A 14,175-nucleotide genomic window follows, 5' to 3' on the forward strand; every position below is an offset into this window, starting at 1 on the left:
AGGAAAGGCTGATCCCCGGCAACGCGTGCTAGCGAACGATCAACTCGTTGATGATTTGAATCCCTATGGCAAGCGGGCGGATCGCTTCTTGCGCCATTTGCTTGTGGTAAAAGCTAGAGACTTCACCGAGGAGTGTCACTTCGCCATCGGTGACAAGCACGCGAAGCTTGCGGAGCTCGCTATTGTGGGTCGCTTCGAGCGCCGATTCGAATAGCTTGCGTTTTTCGTCGGCCACGGCGTCGTCGATCCGGATGATCGCTTGATCCGACGACGGGCCTGGGCGTTTCGCGTGCTGGTGATCCGTCTGGTTTAACGTACCTTGCTCGGCCGTCTGAGTCACTCGACGCACGTGCCGCGAAGTCAAAACTGCCTCTGCCCCTGAGTTTACCATCACTTCACCTCCTGTCTGTCTACCTGTGACGCCGCAAACTGGCAGCGAACGGCGTGTCGCCGCAAGTTGACAGCGTGTCCGCCGAAAAGAATCGCGATGTAGATGTTGCGAATCTTGTACCTTGAGCGAGAAAACTTATCAGATTGCTGGCACTTCGAGCGATCAAATTGATCCACAATCAGCAAACTAATGCCAGAGGGACAAGAATCTTCCTTTGCAAGCAAACAGTGTCGGCAAGCTAAAAAGGTGTCAGGACTCTTTTGGGCGAGTTGTCTTGTTTGTGGCCGACGATCGCAATGCTGCGGTTGGTAAAAGCAGGCAAGCAGGTAGTTGCTAAGCTGCAGTTGGCCGTGCGGTGATGCGGCTGCGTGTTTTCCTGGCTTCTGAACGAAGGTTTTCGATTGGATCGATGACCAATCTGGTCGTTCAGTCTGGATCGTCCGGGAATTCTGGCCAAGGCAGATCGATCGGTGTCAGTTGGAGCTTGCCATCTGCCGCGTAAGATGAAACGTACCATCGACCGTGCGTCAAGACGGACCTACCGGCGGGGGCACCTTGGTTCGCGTCAAGCCAGCTTGCAATGAGCTCCGACTCAATGCGTTGGATATTCGGTCGACTATAAAATTCCTGCATCGTTTGTTCGTGCTGCAGTGAGAGCAGATCTACACTCGCGCGAGCGCAAAGTTCGATTGCACGGCGTTCTTCTTCCGAAATTCGATCGGAGTTAATCAGCGTCTCAAGAATCGGTCCGAGCTTGTTGAAATCAAGATCGTTTCGATCTTCTGGTGTGAGTAACGTCATTCGCAAAAATCAATAGATGGTTCAATGGGCGAACATTGGGAAGCGGTCTGGTGCCAACGGAGGCGTGTTGGATCGTGGGCATTGCCGATCAACAATGACCCCTCAGTCATTCTCAATTGTGTTCGGGTAAAGGCCTACGGCAGTGGCAGGCGGTTGAGATGGTTTAGGGCGGACCGAGTCATCCTGTACCACGGTACAGCACGCGTTTCGCTTGGCGGTACACCACCACAAGTTGAACGCGGGAACGCGAGCCGGAAATTGGCGTTATTCCCTTCGCCAGTGCGTATATCACCATCCGCCCCTTTCGTTGTTATTCTCAAGCTTTTGAATCACGACACTTGGGGCGACCGACTGCTTGCCCGGCTAAGCAGGTACATACGAATCTCTTTGGGGTTAAGCATCTGGATAACACTGTCCCGGTTGAAGGAGGGTCGGACGTGCAAACGGCAGGGGACGGTGCCATCTCCGGTCCTGGAAGCCCGACTTTCCCAGTACGAGAGTGAAGTGAATCAAGCCAAATCATTCGTGTTCAACTGCCTAATGTTTCACGAGTCACGGTCAATTGCCCCTTACGCGTCGGCCACCGGAGTGATCATGCACTGTTCCAGATTTCTATGAGAAAAGAGATGTAAAGTCCAAGTTTTCGAGAGAAAACGATCGCTTTGGGGAATCCTTGACGCGGAGTCAAACCACAGCAGCTTTCCCATCGAAACTGACGCTTGAGTCGTCGTGTCGACTCAGCGATACCTTGCACGTCATAGATTTCCTACTGAAGGAGAAGGTCTTGCGGATCAATAACCTCGACACTGCAGGTTTTCTGTGCACACGCGTGATGCTTTTCATTGCATGTTTGTTGACCATTCCTGCACGACTCGCAGGTGAAATGCCAGAGCCGGCATGCAAAATTGAGGGCGTATCGGAATACCAGTTGGACAACGGAATGAAGGTGCTTCTTGTGCCGGATTCCTCGATTCCTACGCTTACCGTCAATCTCATCATTCGAGCCGGATCGCGTCACGAGCCGTATGGGCAGAAAGGTATCGCTCATCTCTTAGAGCACATGATGTTTAAGGGGACAGCCACCTATCCAGATGTCCGAAACGTTATCCGGCGGAACGGTTGGTCGATGCAAGCTTCGACGTGGAACGACTTCACGAACTACGAAACAACCATGCCTGGCACGCGCGAGAACTTAGGAAAAATTATCCACTTTGAGGCGGATCGCTTCGCCAATCTCCGAGTGACGTCAAGTCAGCTCATCGAGGAACTGAAGATCGTCTTGAACGAAAACAGCAATGCGAAAGCGAGTCCAGAAAACGTTCTGACTGAACAGATGATTTCTGTGGCATTCCCTTGGCACAACTATGGTCGAGCGACTATCGGAAATCAGGGTGACCTCAGCAAGATAACGGTGGACTCGCTGGAAGCATTTCGCCAGGCGCACTATCGGACCGACAATGCAACGATTGTACTGGCAGGAAGATTCGAACCGAAGCGAGCACTTGAAAACATCCGGGCGCACTTTGGTAGGCTCATGTGCCCTGAACGCGTGCCTCCGATCGAATCGACGATTGATCCGCCACAGACCGGTGAACGTCGAGTAACGGTGAGAGGCATGACCGGAAAACCCGTCGCAGCACTCCTTTACCACGGGCCAGCGGGAGCTCATGAAGACTTTGCCGCACTTGAGATCTTTCTCAGTGCATTGATGGATGCGACACCTGGTTACCTCTGGGCACAAGAGCGGTTTCGATCGGCTGCCGTAGTTTCACCTGACATCCTTGGGGATGGCCAGCTCTGGGGGCGAATCTCAGGTTTGAAACAACGTGGATTCGTCGAGCTGTATGGGACGATGCCGACCGATTCGGCTCCTGAGCCGTTGTTGAACGAACTTATCGCCGCCACCGAACGCTTTGCCGAGAGCGTGACTCGCGAACAAGTGCGAACAGCGAAACGCCGAGTGCTTGCTAGGATGCAGAGTCAGCTGCTTGATCTGAGATCGTTCGCGGTTGAGCTTCGATACTGGGAGTCCCTGGGCGATTGGCGATTGTACTTTCTGCATCGCGACCGAGTCAAAAACGTTCACGTCGATGATGTGCGGCGAGTCGCCAAGCGGTATTTGCATCGCAACAATCGAACGGAAGGACTTTATTTTGCCTCAAGCGAGCCCGTAGTGACGACAATACAAGAGCCGCAGGTACCAACGGAGTCTTTCGATGGTTTTCGTCGCGAGAGTGCGATTTCTGTCGGCGAATGGATTGAGCCGGAGCCGCTAGCGGTTGAAAGCCGAGTGAATCGCCATTCGTTTCCCAACGGAGTGAAAGTAGCGTTGTTGCCAAAAAGGACACGCGGGTCGATGGTGCACGCGAGACTAACGTTCCGCCTCGATAGCAATGTAATGCCTGTGACAAACACGGGCGCACTCTCGTTGCTCCCGAAATTAATCACTTCAACGAACGCGAAAGCGACTTCACGCCGACGTGTTCCCGGTTCAGTCGGACTCGGAACTACCTTTGGAAGCAACACGGATGATGGTTTCAGTATCACAATCCGCTCGGAGAAAGAGCATTTCTTGGTCATGCTCGAACGACTCAATCATTTGCTTAGCGAGCCTTGTTTTACGCAGGATGAATTTGAATCGCTCAAACGAACGAACGTAGCTTCGTTGGAGCGTCGCTCAAGACTTCCCTATCCCTTGGCCGACGAGCACCTGCGTCGAAGCGGAGCTAAATCAATACAGGAGGAGTTGGATTCTCTGAAGTCTATCACGTTCGCTGATGTTCTTGACTGCTACCGGCAATTGACCGGTAACGTGCATGGTGAATTTGTAGCCGTTGGTGATTTCGAGCCGAAAGCAGTCATTGCGAAAGTCGCATTGCCACTGGACCGATGGCAGTCGGAACATAAGTTTCAACCTTCCTCGTCACACCAAGTTGAATCCGAAACTACGGAACTACAAATTGATGGGAGTCCGTCGGCGTGCTTTGCTGGTGATCTGTACGTCCAAGTCGGCCGAGACCACCCAGACTACGTCGCGTTATTAGTTGCACATCGAGTTTGGATGCTGCATCGATTGATTCCTCGGATCAGCCAGGATGTCGGTTTGTCATACTATTACTCGAACGCTCTGCAGCCTCTTCCAGGCACGGATCAGTCCCGGGTAAGCTTACGAGCTACCTGCGACTCGGTAAGACTGTTGGAGTTAAAGCGAGCGATCGCCGATTCATTTTTCTCTCTGCATTCAACCGACATCACGGTCGACGAACTTAGTCTCGCGAAAGAGCAATTGGCCAATTCAGCACGGATGAAATTTTGGAGCGACAAATCACTGCTTTCTAGCCTCGCGGAATCAACGAGTGAAAATCGAAGCTTTGTCGACGATTCTAACCTGACGCGGCGAATCAACGAAGTCGCATTGGCCGATGTACAACGGGCGGGCCAGAGCTATCTCAAATTCGATCAGATGGTAATCGTTGTAGCGGGGGACGTCGCGTCGGCAGCAGATCCAGATCAATAAGGACGCCATCTTCGAAAAGGGGTCAGGACTCAATTGCACATGCTTCACCGCTCGAGGTGAGACTTGCTCGCTCGCCTCCGTACACTCAATTCCCATTGTCAATCTGATCGCGGCCATTCGATGCGGCCCCGTAGAATCGGTTGTTACTGATTGATTGGATTCGCAATCGATGAACCAGATCGACCCGGCGTGATCGCGTATGTCAAGACAACCGATGTTGCGCGAGGCATCGCCGTTCGGTCATGCCTGGAGATTTCCAATGGAGTTGCATAGCCTCGTGGGGCTGATGCGTGGTCGGTCGATTGAATCAACGGCTCAATTCGGGTTCGATCCAAACTCCCCAGGCATCGAGATTGCCGTTGCTGCCCCCCGCACTGCGGACTTCAAGTGTCAGTTGTTCGACACCGCTCACGTCGATATCGAAGTGTTTACTCGGCCCCGCTTCCATTTCCCAGGATCGGTACATCGCGAACTCGTCACCTCGCACGATGAACTCGACCTTGCCGATATGTTTTCCCTGAACGCCACACCGGCCGGTTAACCGCGACCAATCACCTGATAGTTCGTACTCGTGGCGAGCCGGCGCGTGGGCGTAAATGCCTTTGGCGAAGTAATCACCATCGATCGACAGCAATCGTTCGGGGCCGGGGACCGCGTTGTAGGTCGGAGACGAAGCTCCGACGGTCGCGGATTCTGGTTTCACGTGCGATAGTGGAATCGACCGCACGTCATCGCCAATCGAATCGAGCGGCAACAATTCAGCGGGTGCCGGATCGCGAAATCTGTTCAGAACTTGGTTCCCGATCTCAAGCAGTGTTCGATCGCTTCCGCCGACCTTTTCGAGCTCACCGGCTGCCGCCGCGTATCCGCGGTACTTCAACGCATCGATGACCGATTGCAGTTCGGTTTCCAAACGGATTGGAGTCAGGTCGATGCCACCCTCGCTATCGACGCCGAACCGGAACTTCCGAGTTGTCGTTGCCCCGTTGACGTGGCACGACACCAGACGCAACGAGGATTGGCAATTCGATTGTAAGTCTCCGCTGACGATCGAATAGCGTCCTTGTTCGTCAGGTACCGCGCACGCGGTCGTGGCGTCATAATCTTCGTTTCCATCGACATCGAAGTATGCGATCATACCGTGTACGGGAATATTGCTATCGAGTTGTCCTTCGATTCGCATTTCACCTTCTTTCGTCTCACGAAAGATCAACGAGCGGTGATTGACTCGAACTTGTTCATAGATTTTGGCGGACACCCGTTCCAAAAAGACGGGGTGAGCCGCCAGTCGGATGGCGTTTGCCTGCGTCAAGAATGTCCCGGGACCTTCTCTCCGTCGCTCCTGAGCGTACGTCAGGTTGCCATGTCCCATCAGCGCATGTCCTTTCGCTTTCTGATCATCTCGTTGTCGGCAATGCATCAGTGAAAACGCATGTCCGAGTTCGTGGATCGCCCCGCCAATATAGAATGAGTTGTACTTGCCGATGCTGATCGGGCCGTATCCTTGATGAAAAAGGAAAGTGCTGTCCTCGATCCTTTTGGGGTCCAAGATTTCCGAATCGCATAGCCACGCATCGCCAGCCAAATGATAGCCCCTGCCATAAAACGGACTGTTATGCGAGATCCTGCTTAGATCGGGATCGTAGTCGGTCAAATTGCAGAACGTGATCAGCACCGACCGATCCGGATTGATACGACGTTCTCGGAGCAGCGGAACGACTTCTTTCCGTATCCGACTTCCGTCGTTCTCGCCATAATCCGTATCGAAACCCACGACATCGATCACATCGACCTCATCGGCGGCATTCCTACGAATACTCATCGATCTTCCCGAGAAGCCGTGACGTTCGAGTTCTTGTTCGTAAAATTTCGCCGCTTCGTCGATGACCCGCCGAATTCGATCGACATGGTTCGGCGCCGGATCGCGGTCGCGGGGCGTGAAGTAAATGACTACGACTTCGCCAGGAGATCGTAGCTGATCGATAGAGTTAGCTTGATCGATTCGCTGCCTAGCTCGTTCAATCGCCGACGAGTGCGCGACCGGAGATTCACTAGTGAATTCTCGAGTTTGATGAGGAATCGCCCGTTTTTCATCGGCAGTCGCAGGATCACCGACCAAGACTACGGCGAAAAACAGGATGAGGACCAGAGTTTGCGTGAAAGGATCTCGAAGGTGATACATCCGCAGCTACCAAAGGAAACAAAACGTGGCTCGTACGCCGGACATCTTAGTTGAATTCGGTCGACTCGAAATCACCCCCTCGCGATTCGAGCCGCCGCGAGATGATCGGCTCGGTGACAGTCGACGCATGCGGTGACATCGCCGGTCCAACTGTTCTGGTCGTGGGGACCGCCTCAGCTTCACCCAAGAACGCGAGATTGGCTACAGATCGTTCATGCTGGACAATTAGTCGCCGATCGAGTCGCGTTTGTGCACGGTCAAGGTAAAAGGAGGCGTCTTAAAATTCAGCTTTCGCGAGTGGTACAGACTTTGCGAATGTGACTGAGCTGTTGCGGGCGATGTCGCTCGCTCCGTTTACATACCTCCGTAAAGGGAAACTCAAAACATGAGTCTAGAAACGAAACACGATCTCAACGAAGCAACCGTCAAAGAGCTGCAATCACTAATTCGCGCATGTATCGACTCCTACGATGGGTTCCATGAATCGGCTGAAGAGCTTGATGATCCTCGCTTAAAAATGGCGTTTAAGGAACTGGGGGATCAACGTTCTGCGATGGCCAGCGAATTGCAGCAACTTGTCGAATTCAACGGTGAAAAGGCCGAGAATGATGGCAGTGTTGCCGCCAAAACCCACCGTGTTTGGATCAATATTCGGAGCAAGCTAAGCAGTGGAGAAACGCAAGCCATTTTGGAAGAAGCCGAACGTGGCGAAGACTACATAAAGGCAGCGTATGAGGACGTTCTGAAGGCGACGGCCGGCAGTGCCGTCAATGATTTGCTGACTGAGCAGTACACGCAAATGAAAGCAGGTCATGACAAGATTCGTGACGTTCGAGACGCGGGGCGATCGAAATAATTAGGAGGCTGTATTGAAAGAGGCGTCGAACGAACGGCGTTGGCGTTTGCCGTTTTACAAACATCGCGGCGAACTACGCCACGTTCCCGCCCAGGTAACCCGGAAAAAAACATTTAGGAAACTGCAACAATGAGAGGCTCGCTGAATTCAGCCTGGCGCACGGAATGGAAACCGTGGCTTACGCGAACCACCGCCGCAGCTGACGAGTTAGCCGACAAGGGCATTCGACGACTGCGAAAGCGTCTTGGCCGCGAGGGGGTGCCGAAGATCCAACCCTACGTAGGGTATGCTTCGTCCGGTTCGGTTCAGTTACATGGCCGTGTGCTTACCAATCCGCCGACCGGCTCCGATCTGCGTCACCACCGATGGTGGGACAACTTGGCTGACACTATCCGGCGCTTTGCGAGTGATGAAGTCCCGGGCGTCGAGATAGAAGCCACTTATCATGATCAGCGCCTGTCAGTATTGACTGACGCAGAAGGGTATTTTCGTGCCGTGCTTCCGCGTCCGGCAAAATCTGGCGATGCATTTTGGGACGTCGCCAAGTTGCGAATGACCAATCACCCCAAGGCGAGGCGTCAGTCCGATCAAGCAGTCGCTCAGGTGATGAACGTTCCTGATGAGGCGCGGTTTGGCATCATCAGTGATGTGGACGACACGATTCTCCACACAGGTGCGACCGACATTGCGACGATGGCGAAGTTAACGTTCTTCGGCAATGCCCGCACCCGCGCTCCGCTTGACGGAGTCGCCAAGCTTTACGAGCATCTTCAAAGTGGCAAAGACCGACGTCCGATAAACCCCATCTTCTACGTTTCGAGTTCGCCGTGGAATCTACACGATCTACTGGAAGATTTTTTGGGGCTGAACGGGCTTCCGTTCGGCCCGTTGCTTCTACGTGACTTTGGAATTGATGAGGCCAAGTTCATCATGTCAGGGCACGATCACAAACTCGAGAAGGCGCGACGGCTGATCAAGGCGTTTGATCGGCTTCCTTTTTTGCTCTTTGGAGATTCCGGCCAAGAGGATGCTCGATTGTACGCGAGCGTTGCACGAGAGTTTCCTGATCGAATCGCGGGGATCTTTATTCGAGACATCGATCCGAACGGCGACAACGACCACGATGAAAAGGTCGATCGCTACGTGTGCCAAGCCGCTGAGGTAGGAGTACCGATGTATTTGGTCGCCGACAGCACTCAAGTTGCAACGATTGCAATTGATCACGGCTGGCTTTCCGCGACCGCGCTTGATTCGATCGTCGAAGCATCAAAGCGTGACAAAAGTCGCTCGAAAGGTATTCTTCAACCGTGAACGGCGGTGTCACACGAATAACGATGACTCGCAATCGATCGACGATCCGACCAACCTTATTACGCTATTCGTGATAGGTAACTTTGGTAGTGTTCAATGTGCCCGAGAACTCGAACGGCTTTCGGTCATAGTAGAACTCTGAAACAGGCGAGCCGAGATCACTGCCAAGATCGAGGCAGTCGTTCGCTGTAAACGTAAGTGGCGCCGAGCGGGGCACCTTGCCGCCCGCGACTTTTTCGCCATTTACCTTAAGCACGATATTGCCGACGAGATTTGGCTTGACGAGTTCAAAGTCGCTAACCACTTCTATCTGGACCTCACCGGCAGGGATTCGCTTCTCGGATCGGAATTTGGTCCGCTCGATCTCGAACAGGTTGTACTCATAGCAGAGGTATCCGTCGTCCATGTAGCAAGTTAGGCCACCTGAGAAACCGCCCAGGGCGTAGAGAACACCGCTAGCTTTCTCGGGCACGACGGCATCAATCGTTACTGTATTCGGGCGTGCCCCTAGCGCCGGCGCTGTAAACTCAGGCATCCTGGTTATGGCGCCGGTGAAAGTCCAATCGGTGTAAGGGGGCGCTGGCTTGTCCTCCGGATGCAACACGGGCACCCAGAGACCTCCTCCGATGGGCAGGTTCTTGTTTTTTGTCGATTCGATGAGGAACAATTCCTTCATGTCCCGGAGCCTTTCAGGCATGTCGGCTGCCAAGTCATGAGCTTGACTCCAATCCTCTTCCAGGTTGTAGAGTTCCCAGTTGTCGTCGCGAGGGTCCCACGTCGACAGGTCGGGTGATCCAGGCGTCCAAGGGGTGCGGGGGCCGAACGTGCTGGCCATCCAGCCGTCGTGGAAGATAGCTCGGCTACCCATGATGTCGAAAAACTGCGTCTTGCGTTCGCCTTCAGCTTCGGGCTGATTAAAGGTGTACTGCATGCTAACCCCGTCGATTGGATCCTGAGGGACTCCATTGATCTCGCGAGGCGGCGTGATGCCAAGTACTTCGTAGACTGTCGGCACGATGTCGACCACGTGATGGAATTGGGAACGTGGCCGATTGTCAGCGTTGAGCCTTTTCGGCCAACTCACTGCCATCGGCTGACGAGTTCCGCCAAAATGCGCGGCTACCAGCTTGGTGCTCTTATAGGGCGTGCTTCCGGCCCATGCCCACCCGGCGTGATACATATTGTCAGTTTTCGCCGAGCCCAGCACGTCGAGCCCGCCCAACTGATTGATCGCTCTTAGATGGTCTTCGATCTTCGTTGCGATGCCGTTTTGAGCAAGCAACTCACTGATTGTGCCGTTCTGGCCTTCGGCACTCGACCCGTTGTCGCCCCAGATATAAAAGACAAGCGTGTTGTCGAGTCGTCCCTGTCGTTCGAGTTCATTAAAAATTCGGCCAGCGTGATGGTCGGCGTGCTCGGTAAATCCGGCGAAGACTTCCATAAGGCGGCGTTGGAACGGCTTTTCGTCGTCCGGGATTGATTCCCAGCTTGCTAATGAGTCGGGGCGCGTCGTTAGTTTGGTATTCTCTGGAATCCAGCCAAGCTTCTTGGCACGCGCAAAGACACGCTCTCGATAATTATCCCAGCCATCGTCGAACCTGCCTTTGTACTTATCGGCCCACTTGATCGGAACTTGATGAGGACCATGGGAAGCTCCAGTAGCCCAGTACATGAAGAAGGGCTTATCCGGCGAAAACGCCTGCTGCTCACGGAGCCATAGGATCGCGTCGTCAGCAATATCCCCCGTCAAATGGTAGTCGCTGCCATCGTCAAGCTTCTCAGGGGTCTCAACGGGTGACGTGTTTCGGACTAAGTGTGGTTCATACTGCGAAGCTTCTCCCGCGAGGAATCCATAGAAGTACTCAAAACCATAGCCTGTCGGCCAATAATCGAACGGACCTTTGGATGTGGTCTGAGCCGCCGGCGTGTTATGCCACTTGCCCCACGCGGCAGTGTTGTAGCCGTAGTCTTTAAGCACCTCGGCCAATGTGCCGCTCGATTTGGGGATCGTGCCGCTGAATCCATCCCAATCGTTGGCCAGTTCAGCGATTTGTCCGTTGCCAACACGAGTATGGTTGCGACCGGTAAGTAATGATGCCCGTGTTGGAGAGCACATGGCGGTTGAATGAAAGCGGTTGAAAGAGATACCTGTTTTAGCGATCCGCGATAGATTAGGTGTGTGCACTTCGCCCCCGTAGGTTTCCGGCGTCCCGGGGCCGACGTCGTCGATAAGGACGATCAAGATATTTGGAAAATCAGCCGGGAGTCTACGTGGCTTCATGCGTGTCTTGTATTCCGACTCTTGCATCGTGGGACCTGCCGTAGATGCAGATGGCGTCGGTGGGAACGGCAACGATTCTTGCGCGTGAGAGGATTCTGATGTCAGCAATAGAATGCTGCAGAAAATAAGCGAAGTAAGCTCTTTCACGATCTCCGGCTCCAGTAATTAGACAGATATTCTCATCTCGCGACCGCAAGCCGATTGTGATCGAGAAACCTCTAGCAAGAATCGTCGAAGCCAGGAAACAGACAATGCGAAAGACGACCCTTTCTGCAATAGCGACCTCAGCAATCGCTACGATTGTAAATCCACCGAACGCAGGAAGCAAAGACGCTTCAACACAAATTTGAAACACACTGACGGCAGAAACTGGATGCGAAGACTGGCGGATTCACTGCTCGCAATCGCGGAGAAAGAACGCCGCTTTGAACCAACATCGGCCGAATCAGCCTTCGGTCGAAAAAGGGCCGTCGATGTGTTGTTGGCTCAGTCACCCACGGAAGATGGCTGTCGAAAAATTCGAACTAGTGCATTCGTCTATTTTTGAATTTAGGATGAGCCGCATGGCGTTAGCCACGGTTTCGGTGCAGTAACCGGGGCTAACGCCCGTCGGCTGATGAGCTGAACCCGAACATTTGATTTAGACGAAACTCTAGGTTGTGGCATTCCAATCACCGCTGAGGTTCGAGAGTCACCTGTTGAAAAACTGAAAGAATCATGTCGATTCGGATTTCCGCAAATCGACTACTTAGGTAGCGGACGATTGGTCCGCGTCACTAACACAACTTTAACGGGAGAATTGCGAGATGTTTGCCAAACCACAGCAGGAACACCAGTGGCTGGACCAACTGGTTGGTCAATGGAAGTTCGAGCATAACTGTGAGATGCCGGATGGCACAAAGTCTACCGCCAGTGGCACCATGAACTGCCGGTCACTGGGGGGCATGTGGCTAATTTGCGAAAGCAGCGGCGAGTCACCAGAAGGAGACTGGTCGGCTGTAATGACACTGGGTTTTGATCCGGCTCAAAGCCGGTTTGTCGGAACTTTCGTCGGGTCGATGATGGCAAACATCTGGCCATATGACGGTGTTCTCGATGCCTCTGCCAAACGATTGCCGCTCAACTCGGAAGGTCCCAAGTTCGACGGAAGTGGGATGGGGAAATATCGAGACATCATTGAAATCGTCGACACAAACACTTGGTTGTTAACCAGCGAACTTCAATCGGACGAAGGTGATTGGCAGCGATTCATGGTCGCGAAACACACGCGTGTTTAGAGCACTCTTGCTCTTGTTGAGTCTGCCTTCCGCCGTTTGCCCCTGCGGAAACGTTGATGGCGCAGGCTAACTGTCCGTGGACCATGCACTCGGTGCGAGGAAGTATTTTCCGAGTTTCTGTAAGTCGGTGTCGATACCGGCAATGCCCGTTCGACTACTCCTGAAAATCAACGCCGATAGTCGTCTAAGGTACGGAGGGATTGTAAACGATGAAGTTTATCTGTTTGGGGTTTATCGCTAAATCGACTCAGCAATCGCTGTCGGAAGAAGCCGGACAACAAATGATGGAGGAGTGTTTTGCCTACGACGATGAACTGCGCCGCGGTGGGCATTTGCTCGGCGGCGAAGCCTTGCAATCTGCCACGAACGCGGTGACGTTGCGAATCAAAAATGGATCCGTTGACGTGACCGAAGGCCCGTACACTGAGGCAAAAGAGATGCTTGGGGGGATACTTCGGCTGGAAGCTCGCGATTTGAAACATGCTATTGCATTGATGTCGAATCATCCTGGCGTGAAATTGGGCCCTTTCGAGATCCGGCCCGCCGATGAACAAGTCAACGAAACGTTTGCTGCTCGTGAATTGAGGTTCGCAGAGGAATCAGAAGCCGGTCGGCGGATGGAAACTCCAACCGAGGGACGTCCGCGAATTGTCTCACGCCGCCAGTGGCAGCACACGCTCGACAGTTTCCATGAAAAAGAGAAGAAAGCAACTCGAGAACGCGATGCGTTGGCCGCCGAACGCCGGCGTTTGCCGATGGTTAGGATTGAGACCGACTACGCGTTCGACGGTCCGTCCGGAAGAGTACCATTCGTTGATCTCTTCGAGGGTCGGCGGCAGTTGGCCGTCTATCACTTTATGTTCGCCGAAAGCGTTGGTGGCTGGCCAGACGCCGGCTGTCCAGGTTGCTCATGTTTGGTCGACAACATCGGTCATCCGGCTCACTTTCAGACGCGCGATCTTTCACTGGCCCTCGTCTCGCGTGGCCCGTTGAAGAATCTTGAAGCCTACAAGCAAAGGATGGGGTGGACTCTTCCCTGGTACTCCTCCGCGGGGACAACTTTCAACGAAGATTTCGGCGTGACGACTCCAGCTGGGGAAACTCATGGCTTGAGCATGTTCCTTCGAGACGGAGACCACATTTATCAAACTTACTTTACCGGTCGACGCGGCGTCGAAGTCCTGCTCAGCAACTTCACTTTGCTCGACATGTCTCCGTTTGGGCGACAGGAAAACTGGGAAGAGTCGCCGCCGGGGTGGCCTCAGACGGAGCCGTACGTCTGGTGGCGGAGGCACGACGAATATGACCAGCCGGGGGTTGTGCAGCGATGAGACCCTGCTGCCAATCACGAGTCGAAGCCGACTTGCCGAAACGCACTCTGATTCGCACTTTGCTTCAGCCGTTGGCCGGCGGCGTGATTCCCGGCGCTCTGCTTTGCCTGATGCCCAAATGTCCGCTTTGTTTGGTGGCCTGGAGCGGCATTGCAACTGGATTGACTTTGCCGTTCTCTTTAGCGAACGGTCTTTACAACGCGATCATCCTGCTTTGCGTTGGATCAG

The 14,175-nt window shown here is 53.7% G+C and carries 9 protein-coding genes; 5 read left to right on the forward strand and 4 right to left on the reverse strand.

The genetic code is table 11. The annotated features are described in order from the left end of the window. Nucleotides 1–28: 28 nt before the first annotated feature. Nucleotides 29–391, reverse strand: a complete 363-nt coding sequence (locus FYC48_RS23280) for a BON domain-containing protein (RefSeq protein WP_149499199.1) — start codon at nucleotides 389–391, stop codon at nucleotides 29–31. A gap of 426 nt (nucleotides 392–817) precedes the next feature. Further along, nucleotides 818–1,192 carry a hypothetical protein gene (locus FYC48_RS23285; RefSeq protein WP_149499200.1) on the reverse strand — a complete coding sequence of 125 codons (375 nt, stop codon included), beginning with the start codon at nucleotides 1,190–1,192 and terminating at the stop codon, nucleotides 818–820. An 832-nt stretch (nucleotides 1,193–2,024) separates the two neighbouring features. Here FYC48_RS23285 and FYC48_RS23290 point away from each other — a divergent pair. Further along, nucleotides 2,025–4,709, forward strand: a complete 2,685-nt coding sequence (locus FYC48_RS23290; protein ID WP_160149730.1) for a M16 family metallopeptidase — start codon at nucleotides 2,025–2,027, stop codon at nucleotides 4,707–4,709. Nucleotides 4,710–5,016: 307 nt separating this feature from the next. Here FYC48_RS23290 and FYC48_RS23295 read toward each other — a convergent pair whose 3' ends face one another. Continuing rightward, on the reverse strand, nucleotides 5,017–6,891 hold the full coding sequence (locus FYC48_RS23295) for an NPCBM/NEW2 domain-containing protein (RefSeq protein WP_149499202.1): 1,875 nt from the start codon (nucleotides 6,889–6,891) through the stop codon (nucleotides 5,017–5,019). A gap of 385 nt (nucleotides 6,892–7,276) precedes the next feature. Here FYC48_RS23295 and FYC48_RS23300 point away from each other — a divergent pair, with 385 nt between their 5' ends. Together FYC48_RS23300 and FYC48_RS23305 are read left to right on the forward strand one after the other, a co-directional pair. Beyond that, nucleotides 7,277–7,747: a PA2169 family four-helix-bundle protein gene (locus tag FYC48_RS23300; RefSeq protein ID WP_149499203.1), complete on the forward strand. Its 471-nt coding sequence runs from the start codon at nucleotides 7,277–7,279 to the stop codon at nucleotides 7,745–7,747. A gap of 129 nt (nucleotides 7,748–7,876) precedes the next feature. Next, on the forward strand, nucleotides 7,877–9,058 hold the full coding sequence (locus tag FYC48_RS23305; protein ID WP_149499204.1) for an App1 family protein: 1,182 nt from the start codon (nucleotides 7,877–7,879) through the stop codon (nucleotides 9,056–9,058). 64 nt (nucleotides 9,059–9,122) lie between these two features. Here FYC48_RS23305 and FYC48_RS23310 read toward each other — a convergent pair whose 3' ends face one another. Further along, on the reverse strand, nucleotides 9,123–11,339 hold the full coding sequence (locus FYC48_RS23310; RefSeq protein WP_235034388.1) for an arylsulfatase: 2,217 nt from the start codon (nucleotides 11,337–11,339) through the stop codon (nucleotides 9,123–9,125). Nucleotides 11,340–12,145: 806 nt separating this feature from the next. Here FYC48_RS23310 and FYC48_RS23315 point away from each other — a divergent pair. Beyond that, nucleotides 12,146–12,616: a DUF1579 domain-containing protein gene (locus tag FYC48_RS23315; protein ID WP_149499205.1), complete on the forward strand. Its 471-nt coding sequence runs from the start codon at nucleotides 12,146–12,148 to the stop codon at nucleotides 12,614–12,616. Between the two features lie 209 nt (nucleotides 12,617–12,825). Beyond that, nucleotides 12,826–13,947 (forward strand): DUF899 family protein, encoded by a 1,122-nt coding sequence (locus FYC48_RS23320; RefSeq protein ID WP_149499206.1) that lies wholly within the window; start codon nucleotides 12,826–12,828, stop codon nucleotides 13,945–13,947. Nucleotides 13,948–14,175 lie beyond the last annotated feature (228 nt).

The organism is Roseiconus lacunae, from assembly GCF_008312935.1.
Lineage (GTDB): Bacteria > Planctomycetota > Planctomycetia > Pirellulales > Pirellulaceae > Stieleria > Stieleria lacunae.

Excerpts from the sequence above, each read along its gene's own strand:
- FYC48_RS23295 (WP_149499202.1), bottom strand. The coding sequence starts at position 6,891 with ATGTATCACCTTCGAGATCCTTTCACGCAAACTCTGGTCCTCATCCTG.
- FYC48_RS23320 (WP_149499206.1), top strand. The coding sequence starts at position 12,826 with ATGAAGTTTATCTGTTTGGGGTTTATCGCTAAATCGACTCAGCAATCG.
- FYC48_RS23285 (WP_149499200.1), bottom strand. The coding sequence starts at position 1,192 with ATGACGTTACTCACACCAGAAGATCGAAACGATCTTGATTTCAACAAG.
- FYC48_RS23280 (WP_149499199.1), bottom strand. The coding sequence starts at position 391 with ATGGTAAACTCAGGGGCAGAGGCAGTTTTGACTTCGCGGCACGTGCGT.
- FYC48_RS23315 (WP_149499205.1), top strand. The coding sequence starts at position 12,146 with ATGTTTGCCAAACCACAGCAGGAACACCAGTGGCTGGACCAACTGGTT.
- FYC48_RS23300 (WP_149499203.1), top strand. The coding sequence starts at position 7,277 with ATGAGTCTAGAAACGAAACACGATCTCAACGAAGCAACCGTCAAAGAG.
- FYC48_RS23305 (WP_149499204.1), top strand. The coding sequence starts at position 7,877 with ATGAGAGGCTCGCTGAATTCAGCCTGGCGCACGGAATGGAAACCGTGG.
- FYC48_RS23290 (WP_160149730.1), top strand. The coding sequence starts at position 2,025 with ATGCTTTTCATTGCATGTTTGTTGACCATTCCTGCACGACTCGCAGGT.
- FYC48_RS23310 (WP_235034388.1), bottom strand. The coding sequence starts at position 11,339 with ATGAAGCCACGTAGACTCCCGGCTGATTTTCCAAATATCTTGATCGTC.